We start from the raw sequence: 18,815 nt of genomic DNA on the forward strand, positions 1-18,815 counted from the left end.
CCCTCTCTCCTACAGACTTCTGCCCGCTCAGCCGCGACGGCTGCGGCGGTCTTCCTTGACGTGGCTGCGGAACGTGCGCGTCGGCGCGAACTCGCCGAGCTTGTGTCCCACCATGGCGTCGGTGATGAACACCGGAACGTGCTTGCGGCCGTCGTGCACGGCGATCGTGTGACCGATCATGTCCGGCACGATCATGGAGCGCCGCGACCACGTCTTGATGACGTTCTTGGTGCCCTTCTCGTTCTGGTCGTCCACCTTCTTCTGCAGGTGGTCGTCCACGAAGGGGCCCTTCTTCAGGCTACGTGGCATAGCGAGCGACTCCTACCGCTTCTTCTTGCTGCGACGACGGACGATCAGCCGGTCGCTGGCCTTGTTGGCCTGGCGGGTGCGGCCTTCCTTCTTACCGTTCGGGTTGACCGGGTGCCGACCACCGGAGGTCTTGCCCTCACCACCACCGTGCGGGTGGTCGATCGGGTTCATGGCCACACCGCGGACGGTCGGGCGCTTGCCCTTCCACCGCATACGACCGGCCTTGCCCCAGTTGATGTTCGACTGCTCGGCGTTGCCGACCTCGCCGACCGTGGCGCGGCAGCGGACGTCCACCATGCGCATCTCGCCGGACGGCATACGCAGCGTGGCGTACTTGCCCTCCTTGGCGAGCAGCTGGACGCCGGCGCCCGCGGAACGGGCGATCTTGGCGCCGCCACCGGGCTTGAGCTCGATGGCGTGGATGACCGTACCCGTCGGGATGTTGCGCAGCGGCAGGCAGTTGCCCGGCTTGATGTCCGAGCCGGCGCCGTTCTCGACGCGGTCGCCCTGCTTCAGGCCCTGCGGGGCGAGGATGTAGCGCTTCTCGCCGTCCGCGTAGTGCAGCAGCGCGATCCGCGCGGTGCGGTTGGGGTCGTACTCGATGTGCGCGACCTTGGCCGGGATCCCGTCCTTGTCGTGCCGACGGAAGTCGATCACTCGGTACGCGCGCTTGTGGCCGCCGCCCTGGTGCCGGGTGGTGATGCGGCCGTGGTTGTTACGGCCGCCCTTCTTGGGGAGCGGACGCAGCAGCGACTTCTCGGGCTCGCGGCGGGTGACCTCGACGAAGTCGGCCACGCTGGAGCCGCGACGACCCGGAGTCGTCGGCTTGTACTTACGGATGCCCATCTTATTCGTTCATCCCTTAACTAACTCTCCGATCGTCCCGGCTTACGCCGGGCCGCCGAAGATGTCGATCCGCTCGCCCTCGGCCAGGCTGACGATGGCGCGCTTGGTGTCCTTGCGCTTGCCATAGCCGAACCGGGTGCGCTTGCGCTTGCCCTGGCGGTTGATGGTGTTCACGCTCGTCACCTTGACGTTGAACACCTCCTCGACCGCCTGCTTGATCTGCGTCTTGTTGGCGTCCGGGCGGACGAGGAACGTGTACTTGTTCTCGTCGAGCAGCCCGTAGCTCTTCTCCGAGACGACCGGCGCGATGATGACGTCACGGGGGTCAGCGATCTTGTTCACGTGGTCCTCCCCCTCACTTCTTCGTCGCGCGCGAGATGAACTCGTCGTAGGCCGCCTGGGTAAAGACGACGACGTCGTTCACCATCACGTCGTAGGTGTTGAGCTGGTCCGAGACGATGACGTGGATGCTCGGCTCGTTGCGCAGGCTCTTCCACGTCAGCTCGTCCTCGCGGTCCAGGACCAGGAGGACGCGCTTGGCGTCGGTGATGCCGCGCAGGTTGGCGAGAGCGGTCTTCGTCTTCGGGGTGTCGCCGTCGATGATGTTGTCCACGACGTGCACCAGGCCGTAGCGGGCGCGGTCGGACAGGGCGCCGCGCAGCGCGGCGGCCTTCATCTTCTTCGGCGTCTTCTGCGAGTAGTCCCGCATCTGCGGGCCGTGGACGATGCCACCGCCGGCGAACTGGGGCGCGCGGGTCGAGCCCTGACGGGCGCGGCCGGTGCCCTTCTGCCGGTACGGCTTCTTGCCGCCGCCGCGAACCTCGCCGCGGGTCTTGGTCGAGTGCGTGCCCTGGCGCGCGGCGGCCAGCTGGGCCACCACGACCTGGTGGATCAACGGGACGCTGGTCTTGGCGTCGAAGATCTCCGCGGGCAGGTCGATGTCCTGCTTCGAAGTCGTGGTCCCGACTCCGTCGGGCCCCCGACTTGCAGTGCTCTGCTTACTGGTGCCCTCGCTCCGCTCCGTCACTTGCCCGTTCCCTTCACTGCGTCGCGGACCAGCACCACGCCGCCGTTCGGGCCGGGAACCGCGCCCTTGATGAGCAGCAGGTTCTTCTCGGTGTCGATGGCGTGGACGGTCAGGTTCTGCACGGTGGTGCGGGCGTTGCCGTGCCGCCCCGCCATGCGCAGGCCCTTGAAGACACGACCGGGGGTCGCGCAGCCGCCGATGGAACCCGGCGAGCGGTGCTTGCGCTGGGTGCCGTGCGACGCGCTGAGGCCCTTGAAGCCGTGGCGCTTCATGACACCCGCGGTGCCCTTGCCCTTGCTGGTGCCGGTCACGTCGATCTTCTGACCGGCGGCGAACACCTCTACGGTGATCTCCTGGCCGAGCTCGTACTCGGTGGTGTCGTCGGCGCGCAGTTCGACGAGGTAGCGGCGCGGCGTGACGCCGGCCTTCTCGAAGTGACCCGTGCGCGGCTTGTTCACCTTGCGCGGGTCGATCTGCCCGTACCCGATCTGGACGGCGGTGTAACCGTCCTTCTCCTGCGAGCGGAGCTGGGTGACGACACACGGCCCGGCCTGGACGACGGTTACCGGAACGATCCGGCCCTCATCGTCGAAGACCTGGGTCATGCCGAGCTTCTCGCCCAGGACGCCCTTCCTCTGCGTACTCATCTCTGGTGCGTCCCTTAGAGCTTGATCTCGATGTCAACGCCGGCCGGAAGGTCGAGCCGCATCAGCGAGTCGACCGTCTTGGGCGTCGGGTCGATGATGTCGATCAGCCGCTTGTGCGTGCGCATCTCGAAGTGCTCGCGGCTGTCCTTGTACTTGTGCGGCGAGCGGATGACGCAGTACACGTTCTTCTCGGTCGGCAGCGGCACCGGGCCCGCGACCTTGGCGCCCGTCCGCGTCACCGTCTCAACGATCTTCTTCGCTGAGGTGTCGATGACCTCGTGGTCGTAGGCCTTGAGCCGGATGCGGATCTTTTGTCCCGCCATGGTGGCCTCGGTGTCCTTTACTGGTAGTGCCGCTGGTTTGCCTGATTTCGTGCTGCGGCGGCCCGGCTGCCGTGCGGGCGGCCGGGCCGCCGCAGCTACGAAAGGGTGTTACTTGGTGATCTTGGTGACGCGACCCGCGCCGACCGTCCGGCCACCCTCACGGATGGCGAACTTCAGGCCCTCTTCCATGGCGATCGGCTGGATGAGCTGAACGTTCATCTCAGTGTTGTCGCCGGGCATGACCATCTCGGTGCCCTCGGGGAGGTTCACCACGCCGGTGACGTCCGTGGTACGGAAGTAGAACTGCGGACGGTAGTTGTTGAAGAACGGCGTGTGGCGGCCGCCCTCGTCCTTGGACAGGATGTAGACCTGAGCCTCGAACTCGGTGTGCGGGGTGTTGGTGCCCGGCTTGATGATGCACTGGCCGCGCTCGACGTCCTCGCGCTTGATGCCGCGCAGGAGCAGACCGACGTTGTCACCGGCCTGGCCCTGGTCGAGCAGCTTGCGGAACATCTCGACACCGGTGACGGTGGTCTTGGTCGAGTCTTCCTTGATGCCGATGATCTCGACTTCTTCGTTGACGTTGACCACGCCGCGCTCGATACGGCCGGTGACGACCGTGCCGCGGCCGGTGATCGAGAAGACGTCCTCGACCGGCATCAGGAAGGGCTTCTCGGTGTCACGGACCGGCTCGGGGACGTTCTCGTCGACCGCGGTCATCAGCTCGATGATCGACTCGGCCCACTTCTCGTCGCCCTGCAGGGCCTGGAACGCGGAGACGCGCACGACCGGCACGTCGTCGCCCGGGAACTCGTACTCGGACAGGAGCTCACGCACCTCGAGCTCGACGAGCTCCAGGATCTCCTCGTCGTCCACCATGTCGCACTTGTTCAGCGCGACGACGATGTAGGGAACGCCGACCTGGCGGGCCAGGAGCACGTGCTCCTTGGTCTGCGGCATCGGGCCGTCGGTGGCGGCCACGACCAGGATCGCGCCGTCCATCTGGGCGGCACCGGTGATCATGTTCTTGATGTAGTCGGCGTGACCCGGGCAGTCGACGTGGGCGTAGTGGCGCGCCTCGGTCTGGTACTCGACGTGCGCGATGGAGATGGTGATACCGCGCTCGCGCTCCTCCGGCGCCTTGTCGATGTCCTCGAACGGCGTGAAGGGGTTGATGTCCGGGTACTTGTCGTGGAGCACCTTGGTGATCGCCGCGGTAAGGGTGGTCTTACCGTGGTCGATGTGACCGATGGTGCCGATGTTTACGTGCGGCTTGGTCCGCTCGAACTTGGCCTTAGCCACTGGTTGCTCCTTGGTACGTTGCGATCCTCGGCCGCCTAGACGACCGCCTCATGATGTATCTGGCTTGGATGGTGATCCGAGGCAGGCCCGGTGCTACTCGCCCCGCGCCTTGGCGATGATCTCCTGCGCGACGTTCCCGGGAACCTCGGCGTAGGAGTCGAACTGCATGGTGAAAACAGCCCGGCCCTGGGTCTTGCTGCGCAGATCGCCCACGTAGCCGAACATCTCCGACAGCGGGACGACGGCCTTCACGACCCGCATGCCCGACCGCTCGTCCATCGAGTGGACCTGGCCGCGGCGGCTGTTGATGTCGCCGATCACGTCGCCCATGTTCTCCTCGGGCGTGGTGACCTCGACCGCCATCACCGGCTCCAGGAGGGTGGCGCCCGCCTTGCGCGCCGCCTCCTTGAAGGCCATCGAACCGGCGACCTTGAACGCCATCTCCGAGGAGTCGACCTCGTGGTAGGCGCCGTCCTGCAGGGTGACCTTGACACCGACCATCGGGTAGCCGGCGAGGACACCGAACTCGGCGGCCTCCTGGCAGCCCGCGTCGACCGACGGGATGTACTCCCGCGGGATGCGGCCACCGGTGACCTTGTTCTCGAACTCGTAACCGTCGTTCCCCTCGCCCAGCGGCTCGAGGTCGATGATCACGCGGCCGAACTGGCCGGAGCCACCCGTCTGCTTCTTGTGGGTGTACTCGACCTTGGCGACCTTGCGGGTGATGGTCTCGCGGTAGGCCACCTGCGGCTTGCCGACGTTGGCCTCGACCTTGAACTCGCGCTTCATCCGGTCGACGAGGATCTCCAGGTGGAGCTCGCCCATGCCGGAGATCACGGTCTGGCCGGTCTCCTCGTCGGTGCGGACCTGGAAGGACGGGTCCTCCTCGGCCAGCCGCTGGATCGCGGTGCCCAGCTTCTGCTGGTCGGCCTTGGTCTTCGGCTCGATCGCCACGTGGATGACGGGCGCCGGGAAGTTCATCGACTCGAGGACGATGGGGTTCTTCTCGTCGCACAGCGTCTCACCGGTGGTGGTCTGCTTGAGACCCATCACCGCGACGATGTCGCCGGCGCCCACGCGCTCGATCTCGGTGCGCTTGTTGGCGTGCATCCGGTAGATCTTGCCGATCCGCTCCTTGCGCTCCTTGTTGGAGTTGAGCACCGAGGTGCCCGACTCCAGGACGCCGGAGTAGACGCGGATGAACGTGAGCTTGCCCAGGTGCGGGTCGCTCGCGATCTTGAACGCCAGGGCGGAGAACGGCTCGTCCTCGCTGGCGTCGCGGTGCAGTTCCTTGTCCTCGTCGCGGACCGCGTGTCCGTCGACACCGCCGTCGTCCAGCGGGTTGGGCAGGTAGCGCACGATCGCGTCGAGCAGCGGCTGGACGCCCTTGTTCTTGAACGCGGTGCCGCAGGTCACCGGGGTGAGCTTGGCGGCGATCGTCGCGCGGCGGATGCCGGCGTGGAGCTGCTCGACGGTGGGCTCGTTGCCCTCCAGGTACAGCTCCATGATCTCGTCGTCGTTCTCGGCGAGGGTCTCGACCAGCTTGTCGTGCCACTCGCGGGCGGCCTCGACGTGCGTCTCGGGGATGTCGACGGTGTCGTACATCTCGCCGAGCTTGGCCTCTTCGTTCCAGAGCAGGGCCTTCATCGTCACCAGGTCGATGACGCCCTTGAAGTCGGACTCGGCGCCGATCGGCAGCTGGAGCACCAGCGGGATCGCGTTGAGCCGGTTCTCGATCATGTCGACGCAGCGGTGGAACTCCGCGCCGACGCGGTCGAGCTTGTTGACGAAGCACATGCGCGGCACGCCGTAGCGGTCGGCCTGACGCCACACGGTCTCGGACTGCGGCTCCACACCCGCGACGCCGTCGAACACCGCGACCGCGCCGTCGAGCACCCGCAGGTTGCGCTCCACCTCGACGGTGAAGTCGACGTGCCCGGGGGTGTCGATGATGTTGATCGTGTGCTTGACGTCGTCGACCGGCCATTCGCAGGTGGTGGCCGCGGAGGTAATGGTGATCCCCCGCTCCTGCTCCTGCTCCATCCAGTCCATGGTCGCGGCGCCGTCGTGAACCTCGCCGATCTTGTAGCTCATCCCGGTGTAGTACAGGATGCGCTCAGTCGTCGTGGTCTTGCCCGCGTCGATATGGGCCATGATCCCGATGTTGCGGACCTTGGCCAGGTCTACACCGGTTTTGGTAGCCACTGCCGTCCTCGCGTCGTCTCGTCGTAACCAGTGATCCGCCGGATCACCAGCGGTAGTGAGCGAAGGCCTTGTTGGACTCCGCCATCTTGTGCGTGTCCTCGCGCTTCTTGACAGACGCGCCGAGGCCGTTGCTCGCGTCGAGCAGCTCGTTCATCAGCCGCTCGGTCATGGTCTTCTCGCGACGCTGGCGGGCGTAGATGACCAGCCAGCGCAGCGCCAGGGTGGTGGAGCGGGCGGGCCGCACCTCCACGGGGACCTGGTAGGTCGCGCCACCGACACGGCGGCTGCGGACCTCCAGGGTGGGCTTCACGTTGTCGAGCGCGCGCTTCAGCGTGACGACCGGGTCGTTGCCGGTCTTCTCGCGAGCGCCCTCGAGGGCGTCGTACACGATGCTCTGCGCGATGGAGCGCTTGCCGTCCAGGAGGATCTTGTTGATCAGCGCGGTGACCAGCGGCGAGTTGTACACCGGGTCGGCGATGAGCTGGCGCTTGCCAGCCGGGCCCTTGCGCGGCATTAGCTCTTCTCCTTCTTCGCGCCGTAGCGGCTGCGCGCCTGCTTGCGGTTGCGCACGCCCTGGGTGTCGAGCGAACCGCGGATGATCTTGTACCGAACGCCCGGGAGGTCCTTCACTCGGCCGCCGCGCACGAGCACGATCGAGTGCTCCTGCAGGTTGTGTCCGACGCCGGGGATGTAGGCCGTGACCTCAATCCCGCTGGTCAGCCGGACACGGGCGACCTTGCGAAGCGCGGAGTTCGGCTTCTTGGGCGTCGTCGTGTAGACGCGCGTGCAGACACCCCGCCGCTGCGGGCTCCCCTTCAGCGCGGGCGTCTTGTTCTTGGTCACCTTGTCCTGGCGGCCCTTTCGGACCAGCTGCTGGATCGTGGGCACCGCGTCTCCGTCTTCCTCGTACCGAGCCGGTAAGTCTTAGTTCTGCCTGGGTTCCGCTCTCGCGGGAGTTCCGCTCGCGCAAAACCCGTCATCACTACCTCACGGGAGGCTGTGACCTGCCGGTTTCCCGACCTCTCCGACCCCCGCGGTCGGGCGTGTCGCCCTAGCCCCTGAGCAAACAGGTTCCACAGACCGACACAGACCGCCCGGCCCCTCAAAGGGCCAGATCAAGCCGGGGAGTAGTGCGGCGCGGGCCCTGGCCTCAGCGGACTCGGCCCTCGCGCACGCATAGCGGCCCGCACACAGCGGGCACAAGCGAAGAGATTACCTACCCCCGCGCCAAAGTGCAAAGCGGCTGTGCTAATTGCTCTTGCGGCCTCGGGGCCTCGCCTGGCGGCTCAACCCCGAACCGCAGAAGCGGCGAGCGCGACATCGCTTCGCGATCTCTCGTGAAGCCTCGCCTTCGGCTGGCTCCACGACCCGTTAGCGCGCTCGCGTGCGGGCTGAGCGTGTTGCTCGCCACCTACTCTCAACTATAACCGCGGAACGCTCGGCCATTGTTCCCGTCCGAGGTGGGAGTCTTCGCTCATACCCTACCCTGGGGAAGATCGGCCCCAAAGGGAGATCGACCCCGGGGAAGATGTGGCCGAGTCTTTAGATGACGAAGGCGAGCACCGCGACGATGATGATCACGACCAGCACGGCACCGCCGATGATCATCAGGTTCTTGTTGCCGCCCTTGCCCTTCTTCTCGGACTCGCCGCCGGCCGTGTAGCCGGGGTAGCCGCCTTCGGCGCCGGGCTGCACACCGTACTGCTGCTGGCCGTACTGGCCTGGCTGGGCCTGCTGCCCTTGTTGCTGGCCCGGCTGGCTCTGCTGACCGGGAGCCTGGCCGTAGGGGGCCTGCCCGTATTGCTGCTGTTGCTGCCCATACTGCTGCTGGCCGTACTGCTGCTGGTCTTGCTGACCGTAGGACTGCTGGCCTTCTTGCTGGCCGTACGACTGCTGCTGCTGGCCCTCTTGCTGGCCGTGCTGCTGGCCGTAGGGCTGCTGCTGGCCCTCTTGCTGGCCGTACGGCTGCTGACCGAAACCCTGTTGCTGTTGGCCGTACTGCTGCTCCTGGCCGTAGGGCTGCTGACCGCCGCCGCCGTAGGGCTGCTGGCCCGGCGCGGGCGGCTGGGCGGACGCCCCCCACTGCTGGTACTGGCCCATGTCCATGCGCGTCTGGTCTTGGAGACCGCCGCCCTGCTGCTGGGACTCGCCACCCTTGGCCGCGGAAGGGTCGAACGCCTGCGTGGCCTGCGCGTCCTCCCCCTCGCGGGCCGGAGGCGTGGCCGGGGCCCCGTAACCCGGGGGCTCCTCGCCCGACGACGCGGCGCCGAAGCCGGGCTCCGGCGGCGGGACCATCAGGGTGCGGTCGGAGTCGACGGCGGGCGGCTGCTGCTCGGGCGGCGTCGCCTGCGCCTCGGGAGTCCAGGGCTCGGGTGTGGCGGGCGGGGTCGGCGCCTGCCAGGGCTCGGCCGACGGCTCCTGGGGCCGGCGCTCGGGCCCGGAGGCGACGGGGATGTCGGGCCCGGGCGACCAGGCGGTGGTCGCCTGATCGTCGACCGTGGGACGGCCCTGCTCGGGCGCCGCGCCGCCCGGACCCGGGACGATCAGTGTGCGTTCGGAGAATCCGCTCTCGCCGGAGGGAGCCTCGGGCTCGGCCGGCGGTGTGAACGGCTCGGCCGGTGAGGCGAACGGCTCCTGCGGAGCGCCGTACGGGGCCTGCCCGTACTGCTGCTGCTCCGCGGGCGGCTGCCCGTACGGCTGCTGCGGCTCGGGCGGCTGGCCGTAGCTCGGGAGGGGCGGCTGCTGCTGGCCGTACGGCTGCTGGTGCGGCTCCTGCGGGTAGCCGCCCTGCTGCTCGAACGGAGGCTGCCCGTACTGGCCGGGCTGCTCGAAGCTCGGGGGCGCCGGGGGCTGACCGTACTGTTGCTGCTGCTGGTGCTCGGGAGCGGAGGGGTAACCACCGGGCGCGGGCGGCGCACCGTACTGGCCGGGCTGCTGACCGTATTGCTGCTGCTCAGCGGGGGGCTGGCCGTACTGCGGCGGCTCCTGGCCGTACGGCTGCTGCCCGTACGGCGGCTGGGGCGGCGCGGGGGGCTGCTCGCTCCCGGGGATGGCCATCGGCTCGACCATGGTCGGCGGCGGGGGCGACGGGGCGTCCTGCTGCTGGGGGGCCGGCTCCTGCGCGGCGGGCGGCTGCTGGGCCGCCGGCGGCCCAGGCGGAGCGGGCGGCGTCTGCGGAGCGGTGGGCGCGGGCGGAGGCGGCGGCTGGGCCGCGCCGCCCAGCTGGGGCGCTCCGAAGACCACCGTGCGGTCGCCCATCGGGCGCGCGGGCGGCTCGCCCATCGGGCTCACGGAAGGCGTGTCCTTCTGCTCGGGCTGCCCCTCGACAGGTTCCGCCATGGGCGTCTCCTTGTCGTCGGGCAACGGCCACTGCGGTCCCTGCGTGCCGTCGTTCTCGGTCATCGTCGGGCTCCTTCAGCGCCGTAGTCCCGGGGATCCCCCAGGCCCGTGCCTGCCGGCTCGGAGACGCGCGGCGCATAACGCGGCCTCCGGGCCTTGGTCTCGGTCCCAGGGGCGGTGTTTTGTACCGCCCAGGGCTTGTTCCGCCTCAAGCCTGCCCCGACCGCCTGTGGTATCGCAAATCACCACCCCAGATAGACGCTGAAACCATGCCTTACGTTCCCCTGACATGGGAAGAGGCCGCCCCCAAAGACGGGGGCGGCCTCGCCGGAACCGGTTATTCGTGCCCGGAGATCGGATGCGGCCGGTAGGGGGCCTCCAGCCGCTCGATCTCCTTCTCGTCCAGCGTCAGGGCCGCGGCCGCGGCGGCGTCCTCGACGTGCCTCAGCTTGGTCGCGCCGATGATCGGCGCCGCCACGCCCCGCTTGTGGAGCAGCCAGGCGAGCGCCACCTGCGCGGGCGGCACGTCCCGTTCCGCCGCGACGGCCTTGACGGCGTCGACGACGTCGAAGTCGGCCTCCTCGTACAGGGCGTCGGCGAGCGAGTCGCTCTCGGAACGCACGGTACGGCGCTCACCGCCGCGTTCCCGGTTGCCCGCCAGCAGCCCGCGGGCCAGCGGGCTCCACGGGATGAGTCCGACCCCCTGGTCCACGCAGAGCGGGATCATCTCCCGCTCCTCCTCCCGGTAGACCAGGTTGTAGTGGTTCTGCATGGAGACGAACTTGGTCCAGCCGCCGATCTCGGCGGCGCGCTGCGCCTTCGCGAACTGCCACGCGTACATGCTGGACGCCCCGATGTAGCGGGCCTTGCCCGCCTTCACCACGTCGTGGAGCGCCTCCATGGTCTCCTCGATCGGGGTCTCGTAGTCCCACCGGTGGATCTGGTAGAGGTCCACATGGTCGGTCCCCAGCCGCCGCAGCGACGCGTCGATCGCGGCCATCACATGCTTGCGCGACAGGCCCTGGTCGTTCGGGCGATCGCTCATCGGGAAGTAGAGCTTGGTCGCCAGCACGTAGTCGTCACGCCGCTGGAAGAGCTTCGGCAGCAGCCGGCCGGTGATCTCCTCCGACCGGCCCAGCGAGTACATGTCCGCGGTGTCGAAGAAGGTGATCCCCTCCTCGACCGCCTGCCGGACGATCGGCTCGGCCTCCACCTCGGGCAGGAACCACTTGCGGTCCTTCGGGTCGCCATAGCTCATCATTCCCAGGCAGATGCGTGAGACCTTCAGCCCTGTGCCACCGAGTCGTGTCTGTTCCACGTCTTCTCCTTCAACCGTTCCGTCCGTCCACTGTGCAGGGCCACACCCGAGATCACCAAAGCGACCCCCGCCGCCTCCACGGGCGACGGCACCTGCCGCAGCACGATCACACCGATGACCACCGCGGTCGCCGGCAGCAGCGCCACCATCAGCGCGTAGGTCTCCCTCGCCAGCCGGGCCATGGCGAGCTGGTCGCACACATAGGGGATCACCGACGAGCAGATCCCCACCGCGATGCCCGCCGCGAGCACCAGCGGGTCCAGCATGGCGGGCGCCGCCACGACCAGGCCCGGCGCGGTCAGCACGGCCGCCACGGCCATCGCCGCTCCGAGCCCGCCGATGGCCGCGTCCCGCTGGGCCGAGCGGTGCGCGAGGACGATGTAGAGCGCGAACAACGCCGCGTTCAGGAAGGCCAGGACGAAGCCCACCGGCTCGCCCTCCAGCCGTACGTCCACGAGGGCGTAGACACCGCCCACCACCGCCACCAGCGCTACGGCGTTCCGTGGCGTCCGCGCCCCCAGCGCGGCCAGGCCGACGACGGGCGCGAACTCGATCGCCGCCACCGTTCCCAGGGGCAGCCGCGCTATCGCCAGGTAGAACGCCACGTTCATGCCCGCCAGGACGATGCCCCAAAGCACGACCGTCCGATCCCAGCGAAAGCGCCGCCACAACACGAACACCACCGCGGCGGTCCAGACCCGCAGCGCCGCGACCCCGACCGGCTCGACCCTGGCGAAGAGCAACACCGCGAACGCCGGGCCCAGATAGTGGAAGACCGCGCTCACGAGGAAGAACCGCATGGTCTTATCCTCGGCCGCTCCGTAAATTGAAGGAATGGCGAACCGAACGGGCAGGCCAGGTCAGGCCTACGAATCCAAGCCGCTCGACGCGACGGACCTTCGAATCCTCACCGAGCTCCAGCGGAACGCCCGGATCACTCTCGCCGAGCTCGGCCGCCGCGTCGCCCTCTCGGCCCCCTCGGTCGCCGAACGCGTCCAGCGGCTGGAGGACACCGGCGTGATCACCGGCTACCACGCCACGGTGGATCCCCGCGTCCTCGGCTTCGCGATCAGCGTCATGGTCCGCGTCCAGCCCGCGCAGCGCGAGCTGAGCCGGATCCCCAAGATCGCGGACGAGATCCCCGAGATCGTCGAGTGCCACCGGATGACCGGCGACGACTGCTACTTCTTCGTCGCCCACCTGCGCACGATCGACGAGCTGGAGCCCATCCTCGACCGTTTCACCCCGTACGCCCGGACGACGACCTCGATCCTGCAGTCCGCCCCCGTGTCCCGCCGCCCGCTCCCGCTATAGAGAAGACCGCCATAGAGAAGACCGCCCCCGCAAGCGGGAAGCGGCCTTACCAGGAACGTATTACCGGGAGCACTCGACCTCGGCGCGACGGTCGCTCATGCCCTTCTCGACCGCCCGCTGGACGCACTGCTTCTGCTGCTCGGTCAGCTGGACCTTGCCGCACACCTCAGCACCGGAGTAGGTGCGGCAGTCCTGCTTGACCTGCGGTGCCCTGGCCTGCGCCGGAGCCGCCCCCGCGGCCCCGAACACCATGACCATGCCCAGCACACCCGCCGTGATGATCTTCGTCATGAACACGTTCCCCCCGTTCAACCCGTATATACGGTAGCCATCCCACCCTCCCTAACCGGTGAGGCGCTGGCCAAAACACGGCAAAGCGCCCAAGTAGCGCGAAAATCGGCTACTAGCATCGCTCCTCAACCCGTACCGATGAGGAGACGCAGCTTGAGTTCACGGTCCATTGCCCTCTTGTTACCGGGAAGCCCGCCGCGTGGCCTGCTGCTGAGCGGCCTGCTGCCGGATGGTCTGCTGAGCGGCCTGCTGAGCGGCCTGCTGCTGGGCGTTCCCGGCGTCGCATTCGCGGAATCCCCGAGACGGCCCGCCGAGCCCGCACCGTCGGCGGCCGTGCCGGGCGAGAGCGCCGCCACGCTCGCCGGCAGCCGCCGGATCATGCAAATGAACCTCTGCAACGGCGGCTATTCGCGCTGTTACAGAGGCGGCCGGGCGGTGACCTCGGCCATCGCGGCGGTCACGAGGTGGAAGCCCTGGGCGGTGACGCTCAACGAGATCTGCGCCAAAGACGTCGCGCGCATCGCCAGGGCCGGCGGCTTCGGGGCCCGCTACACCCACTTCCCCACCCAGCGCCCGAACGGCGACTACGTCAGGTGCAAGAACGGGCAGACCTTCGGGAACGCGGTGATGACCAAGGCGGCGGCGCCGCACACGCTCTACAAGATCCTGGAGCAGCAGGACCCGACGGGCGAGCACCGCTCCATGGGATGCCGCTGGACGACGTCCATCACGGTCTGCACGACGCACCTCAGCAGCAGGTCGAGGCCGACGGCGCGCGAGCAGTGCGACGAGGCCATGTGGAAGGGCCGCGTCTTCGCCGGCAGCGGCAGGATGCTCATGATCGGCGACCTCAACCTGCGCTACGACAAGGGCGATGTGCAGGGCTGCGTCCCGCAGGGGTACGCCCGTACGAGCGACGGATCGGTACAGCACGCCATCGTCTCCGGCAGCGCCCCCATCACGGGCCATGGCCACAGACCCTTGAGCGGTACCGACCACCCGGTCTTCTGGGTGGACGTCCGCGCCTGATCGTTCGAGACGTCACGCCCGGCCGTGCGAGCGTCCGCCCGGCCAAGCGAGACGTCCGCGCCTGACCACGCGAGAGGCCCCTTCCGACCTGGTCGGAAGGGGCCTCTCGTGTTGCCAGGGCGGTGGATCAAGGAGGCCGGAGCCCCCTTGATCTACCTGCTAGCGGTTGTACTGGCCGAAGTCGTACTCCTCCAGCGGCACGGCCTCGCCGGAACCCTGACCGAAGGCGTACTCGGCGCCGTCGTCGTAGGAACCGACGGAGTAGACCGCCGCCTTGGCCTCTTCGGTGGGCTCGACCCGGACGTTGCGGTACTGCGGCATGCCGGTACCGGCCGGGATGAGCTTACCGATGATGACGTTCTCCTTGAGGCCCAGCAGCGGGTCGCTCTTGGCGTGCATCGCGGCCTCGGTCAGGACTCGCGTCGTCTCCTGGAAGGAGGCGGCGGAGAGCCAGGACTCGGTGGCCAGGGAGGCCTTGGTGATGCCCATCAGGACCGGGCGGCCGGCGGCGGGCGAGCCGCCCTCGGCCACGACCGAGCGGTTGGTCTCCTCGAAGAGGGGACGCTCCACCAGGTCACCGGGCAGCAGGTCGGTGTCGCCCGACTCGAGGATGTTCACCCGCTTGAGCATCTGGCGGACGATGATCTCGATGTGCTTGTCGTGGATCGACACACCCTGCGACCGGTAGACCTCCTGGACCTCGTGGACCAGGTGCAGCTGCACGGCGCGCGGGCCGAGGATGCGCAGGACCTCGTGCGGGTTCTGCGCACCGGCGATCAGCTGCTGGCCGACGTCGACGTGCTCGCCCTCCTTGACCAGCAGGCGGGAGCGCATCGGGACCTGGTAGGCGATCTCGTCCGAGCCGTCGTCCGGGACGATGACGACCTTGCGGGTCTTCTCCGTCTCGTCGATCTTGACCCGGCCGGCGACCTCGGAGATCGGGGCGACACCCTTGGGGATGCGCGCCTCGAACAGCTCCTGGACACGCGGCAGACCGTGCGTGATGTCGCCGCCCGCCACACCACCGGTGTGGAAGGTGCGCATGGTCAGCTGGGTGCCGGGCTCACCGATGGACTGCGCGGCGATGATGCCGACGGCCTCGCCGACGTCCACGCGCTTGCCGGTCGCCAGGGAGCGGCCGTAGCAGGCGGCGCAGACACCGATCTTGGCCTCGCAGACCAGGGCGCTGCGGGTCCGGACGCTCTCCACACCGGCCTCGACCAGGCGGGACACCACGGTGTCCGACAGGTCGGTGTCGGCGGGGAAGATGACCGTGCCGTCGACGACGACGTCCTCGGCGATGGTGCGCCCGATCAGGCCGGTCTCGGTGGTGGCCGGCTTGACCAGCGTGCCGTCGGCCAGCTTGTCGGCCACGGAGAACGGGATCGTGCGGTCGGTGCCGCAGTCCTCCTCGCGGACGATCACGTCCTGCGCGACGTCCACCAGACGACGGGTCAGGTAACCCGAGTCGGCGGTGCGCAGCGCGGTGTCGGCCAGACCCTTACGGGCACCGTGCGTCGAGATGAAGTACTCGACGACCGAGAGGCCCTCACGGAAGGACGACTTGATCGGACGCGGGATGGTCTCGCCCTTGGGGTTGGACACCAGACCGCGCATACCGGCGATCTGCCGGATCTGCAGGGGGTTACCACGGGCGCCGGAGTTGACCATCATCCAGACCGGGTTGGTCTTGGGGAAGGCCTGCTCCATGTCCGCGGCGACCTCGGCGGTGGCCTCGTTCCAGATCATGATGAGCTCTTGCTTGCGCTCGTCATCGGTGATCAGACCGCGGTTGTACTCCCGCTGCACCTTGTCGGCGCGGTTCTCGTAGCCCTGCAGGATCGTGGCCTTGTTGGGCGGGGTCACCACGTCCTCGATGGAGATGGTGACGCCCGACCGGGTGGCCCAGTGGAACCCGGTGGACTTGAGGGCGTCGAGCGCGTTGGCGACCTCGACCTTGGGGTAGGTCTCGGCCAGCTCGTTGACGATCGCGGAGAGCTGCTTCTTGCCGACCTCGTAGTTGACGAACGGGAAGTCGGCGGGCAGGGCCTCGTTGAACAGGGCCCGGCCCAGCGTGGTCTCCAGGCGGTACGGCTGACCCGGCTCGTAGCCCTCGGGCGCCTGCCAGCCGCGGGGCGGCGGGACGTCCTTGAACCTGATCTGGATCTTGGCCTGGAGGTCCAGCTCGGCGCGGTCGTAGGCCATGGTGGCCTCGGCCACCGAGCCGAACGCGCGGCCGTCGCCGCCGGTGCCCTCGCGCTCGGTCGTCAGCCAGTAGAGGCCGATCACCATGTCCTGGGTGGGCATGGTGACGGGCTTGCCGTCCGACGGCTTGAGGATGTTGTTGGTCGAGAGCATCAGGATGCGCGCCTCGGCCTGGGCCTCGGCCGACAGCGGCAGGTGCACGGCCATCTGGTCACCGTCGAAGTCCGCGTTGAACGCGGTGCAGACGAGCGGGTGGATCTGGATGGCCTTGCCCTCGACCAGCTGCGGCTCGAAGGCCTGGATGCCCAGGCGGTGCAGGGTCGGCGCCCGGTTGAGCAGCACCGGGTGCTCGGTGATGACCTCTTCGAGCACGTCCCACACGACCGGGCGGGCCCGCTCGACCATGCGCTTGGCACTCTTGATGTTCTGCGCGTGGTTGAGGTCGACCAGCCGCTTCATGACGAACGGCTTGAAGAGCTCCAGCGCCATCTGCTTGGGCAGACCGCACTGGTGCAGCTTCAGCTGCGGGCCGACGACGATGACCGAACGGCCGGAGTAGTCGACGCGCTTGCCGAGCAGGTTCTGCCGGAACCGGCCCTGCTTGCCCTTGAGCATGTCGGAGAGCGACTTCAGGGGGCGGTTGCCCGGCCCGGTGACCGGGCGGCCGCGGCGGCCGTTGTCGAACAGCGCGTCGACGGCCTCCTGGAGCATGCGCTTCTCGTTGTTGACGATGATCTCGGGCGCGCCCAGGTCGAGCAGGCGCTTGAGCCGGTTGTTCCGGTTGATCACGCGGCGGTACAGGTCGTTGAGGTCGGAGGTCGCGAAGCGGCCACCGTCCAGCTGCACCATCGGACGCAGGTCCGGCGGGATCACCGGGATGCAGTCGAGCACCATGCCCAGCGGGCTGTTGCGGGTGTTGAGGAACGCCGAGACGACCTTCAGCCGCTTGAGGGCGCGGGCCTTCTTCTGGCCCTTGCCGGTGCGGATGATGTCGCGCAGGCGCTCGGCCTCCGCGTCGAGGTCGAAGTTCTCCAGGCGGGCCTGGATCGCCGCGGCGCCCATGCCCCCCTCGAAGTACTTGCCGAAGCGATCCCGCATCTCGCGGTAGAGCATCTCGTCGCCCTCGAGGTCCTGGACCTTGAGGTTCTTGAAGCGGTTCCAGACCTCGTCGAGCCGGTCGATCTCGCGCTGCGCGCGGTCGCGCAGCTGCTTCATCTCCCGCTCGGCGCCGTCGCGGACCTTGCGCTTCTGGTCGGCCTTGGCACCGGCCTCCTCGAGCTCGCCGAGGTCGCCCTCCAGCTTCTGCTGGCGGGCCTCGACCTGGGCGTCGCGGGCCTGCTCGATCTGCTGCCGCTCCACCGAGATGTGCGCCTCGAGGGTCGGCAGGTCACGGTCGCGACGCTCGGCGTCGACGCTCGTGATCATGTACGCCGCGAAGTAGATGATCTTCTCGAGATCCTTCGGGGCGAGGTCGAGCAGGTAACCCAGGCGCGACGGGACGCCCTTGAAGTACCAGATGTGCGTGACGGGCGCGGCCAGCTCGATGTGGCCCATCCGCTCACGGCGCACCTTGGCACGGGTCACCTCGACGCCGCAGCGCTCACAGATGATGCCCTTGAACCGGACGCGCTTGTACTTACCGCAGTAGCACTCCCAGTCCCGGGTCGGACCGAAGATCTTCTCGCAGAAGAGCCCGTCCTTCTCCGGCTTGAGGGTCCGGTAGTTGATGGTCTCCGGCTTCTTCACCTCGCCGTGCGACCACTGGCGAATGTCGTCGGCGGTCGCCAGCCCGATGCGAAGCTCGTCGAAGAAGTTGACGTCAAGCAACTTGTTTCCCCTTGAGTTGATCAGACCTCTTCGACACTGCTCGGCTCACGCCGGGACAGGTCGATGCCGAGCTCTTCCGCTGCGCGGAAGACGTCCTCGTCGGTGTCTCGCATTTCGATGGACATGCCGTCGCTGGAGAGCACCTCGACGTTGAGGCACAGCGATTGCATCTCCTTGATGAGGACCTTGAAGGACTCGGGGATGCCGGGCTCGGGGATGTTCTCGCCCTTGACGATGGCCTCGTACACCTTGACGCGGCCTAGGACGTCGTCGGACTTGATGGTCAGCAGCTCCTGCAGCGCGTAGGCCGCGCCGTAAGCCTCAAGGGCCCACACTTCCATCTCACCGAAGCGCTGGCCACCGAACTGGGCCTTACCGCCGAGCGGCTGCTGGGTGATCATCGAGTACGGACCGGTCGAACGCGCATGGATCTTGTCGTCGACCAGGTGGAGCAGCTTGAGAATGTAAATGTAGCCGACCGAGATCGGATCCGTGTAGGGCTCGCCCGTACGGCCGTCGAACAGCCGCGCCTTTCCGCCCGGCTCCACCATGCGGTTGCCGTCGCGGTTGGGCAGGGTGCTCGCGATCAGGCCGGTGACGTCGTCCTCGCGGGCGCCGTCGAACACCGGTGTCGCGGTGTTGGTCCACGGCTCGGCCTCGTCGGCGCCGATGGCCTTGAGGGCCTTCTTCCAGTCGGCGTCGTCGCCCTCGACCTTCCAGCCGCGGCTGGCGACCCAGCCGAGGTGGGTTTCGAGGACCTGGCCGACGTTCATACGGCCGGGCACACCCAGCGGGTTGAGGACGATGTCGACCGGGGTGCCGTCCTCAAGGAA

17 protein-coding genes and 1 pseudogene are annotated in these 18,815 nt (G+C 68.1%); 2 read left to right on the forward strand and 16 right to left on the reverse strand.

The window, feature by feature from the left end; genetic code table 11:
- Nucleotides 1-27 precede the first annotated feature (27 nt).
- From rpsS to ACGFNU_RS26595, 13 genes are all read right to left on the reverse strand, one after another.
- A complete protein-coding gene (gene rpsS, locus ACGFNU_RS26535; protein WP_208260164.1) occupies nt 28-309 on the reverse strand; it encodes a 30S ribosomal protein S19 in 282 nt (93 codons plus the stop codon).
- 12 nt (nt 310-321) lie between these two features.
- Nucleotides 322-1,155, reverse strand: a complete 834-nt coding sequence (gene rplB / locus ACGFNU_RS26540; protein ID WP_358411999.1) for a 50S ribosomal protein L2 — start codon at nt 1,153-1,155, stop codon at nt 322-324.
- A 42-nt stretch (nt 1,156-1,197) separates the two neighbouring features.
- On the reverse strand, nt 1,198-1,497 hold the full coding sequence (gene rplW / locus ACGFNU_RS26545) for a 50S ribosomal protein L23 (protein WP_392597710.1): 300 nt from the start codon (nt 1,495-1,497) through the stop codon (nt 1,198-1,200).
- A 13-nt stretch (nt 1,498-1,510) separates the two neighbouring features.
- Complete coding sequence (gene rplD, locus ACGFNU_RS26550) at nt 1,511-2,095, reverse strand: 50S ribosomal protein L4 (protein ID WP_392597774.1); 585 nt, start codon at nt 2,093-2,095, stop codon at nt 1,511-1,513.
- 83 nt (nt 2,096-2,178) lie between these two features.
- Entirely contained in the window at nt 2,179-2,829 is a 651-nt protein-coding gene (rplC, locus tag ACGFNU_RS26555; protein WP_392597711.1) for a 50S ribosomal protein L3, read from the reverse strand.
- Nucleotides 2,830-2,843: 14 nt separating this feature from the next.
- Entirely contained in the window at nt 2,844-3,152 is a 309-nt protein-coding gene (gene rpsJ, locus ACGFNU_RS26560; protein ID WP_018657599.1) for a 30S ribosomal protein S10, read from the reverse strand.
- Between the two features lie 108 nt (nt 3,153-3,260).
- Nucleotides 3,261-4,454 carry an elongation factor Tu gene (tuf, locus tag ACGFNU_RS26565; RefSeq protein WP_392597712.1) on the reverse strand — a complete coding sequence of 398 codons (1,194 nt, stop codon included), beginning with the start codon at nt 4,452-4,454 and terminating at the stop codon, nt 3,261-3,263.
- Between the two features lie 93 nt (nt 4,455-4,547).
- On the reverse strand, nt 4,548-6,659 hold the full coding sequence (fusA, locus tag ACGFNU_RS26570; protein WP_392597713.1) for an elongation factor G: 2,112 nt from the start codon (nt 6,657-6,659) through the stop codon (nt 4,548-4,550).
- A 43-nt stretch (nt 6,660-6,702) separates the two neighbouring features.
- Nucleotides 6,703-7,173 (reverse strand): 30S ribosomal protein S7, encoded by a 471-nt coding sequence (gene rpsG / locus ACGFNU_RS26575; RefSeq protein ID WP_151558974.1) that lies wholly within the window; start codon nt 7,171-7,173, stop codon nt 6,703-6,705.
- The gene (gene rpsL / locus ACGFNU_RS26580; RefSeq protein WP_019632621.1) at nt 7,173-7,547 is read right to left on the reverse strand and encodes a 30S ribosomal protein S12; all 375 of its coding nucleotides are present in this window, start codon (nt 7,545-7,547) and stop codon (nt 7,173-7,175) included. The genes rpsG and rpsL overlap by 1 nt, the downstream gene beginning before the upstream one ends.
- 654 nt (nt 7,548-8,201) lie before the next feature.
- Complete coding sequence (locus ACGFNU_RS26585; protein ID WP_392597715.1) at nt 8,202-10,061, reverse strand: hypothetical protein; 1,860 nt, start codon at nt 10,059-10,061, stop codon at nt 8,202-8,204.
- Nucleotides 10,062-10,335: 274 nt separating this feature from the next.
- Nucleotides 10,336-11,316, reverse strand: a complete 981-nt coding sequence (locus tag ACGFNU_RS26590; protein WP_392597716.1) for an aldo/keto reductase — start codon at nt 11,314-11,316, stop codon at nt 10,336-10,338.
- Entirely contained in the window at nt 11,283-12,116 is an 834-nt protein-coding gene (locus tag ACGFNU_RS26595) for a DMT family transporter (RefSeq protein ID WP_392597718.1), read from the reverse strand. The genes ACGFNU_RS26590 and ACGFNU_RS26595 overlap by 34 nt, the downstream gene beginning before the upstream one ends.
- 34 nt (nt 12,117-12,150) lie before the next feature.
- On the opposite strand from ACGFNU_RS26595, the gene ACGFNU_RS26600 reads away from it, so the two are divergent.
- On the forward strand, nt 12,151-12,630 hold the full coding sequence (locus ACGFNU_RS26600) for an Lrp/AsnC family transcriptional regulator (protein ID WP_392597720.1): 480 nt from the start codon (nt 12,151-12,153) through the stop codon (nt 12,628-12,630).
- A 60-nt stretch (nt 12,631-12,690) separates the two neighbouring features.
- Here ACGFNU_RS26600 and ACGFNU_RS26605 read toward each other — a convergent pair whose 3' ends face one another.
- A complete protein-coding gene (locus ACGFNU_RS26605; protein ID WP_392597721.1) occupies nt 12,691-12,921 on the reverse strand; it encodes a hypothetical protein in 231 nt (76 codons plus the stop codon).
- A gap of 177 nt (nt 12,922-13,098) precedes the next feature.
- On the opposite strand from ACGFNU_RS26605, the gene ACGFNU_RS26610 reads away from it, so the two are divergent.
- Nucleotides 13,099-13,950, forward strand: coding sequence for a hypothetical protein (locus tag ACGFNU_RS26610; protein WP_392597723.1), 852 nt, complete (start codon nt 13,099-13,101; stop codon nt 13,948-13,950).
- A gap of 159 nt (nt 13,951-14,109) precedes the next feature.
- Here ACGFNU_RS26610 and ACGFNU_RS26615 read toward each other — a convergent pair whose 3' ends face one another.
- Together ACGFNU_RS26615 and ACGFNU_RS26620 are read right to left on the reverse strand one after the other, a co-directional pair.
- Entirely contained in the window at nt 14,110-17,982 is a 3,873-nt protein-coding gene (locus ACGFNU_RS26615; protein WP_392597724.1) for a DNA-directed RNA polymerase subunit beta', read from the reverse strand.
- A gap of 20 nt (nt 17,983-18,002) precedes the next feature.
- Nucleotides 18,003-18,815: pseudogene (locus tag ACGFNU_RS26620) on the reverse strand (DNA-directed RNA polymerase subunit beta); the annotation flags it as partial.

Origin of the sequence: Spirillospora sp. NPDC048911 (assembly GCF_043198015.1) — a bacterium.
Classification (GTDB): Bacteria; Actinomycetota; Actinomycetes; order Streptosporangiales; family Streptosporangiaceae; genus Spirillospora.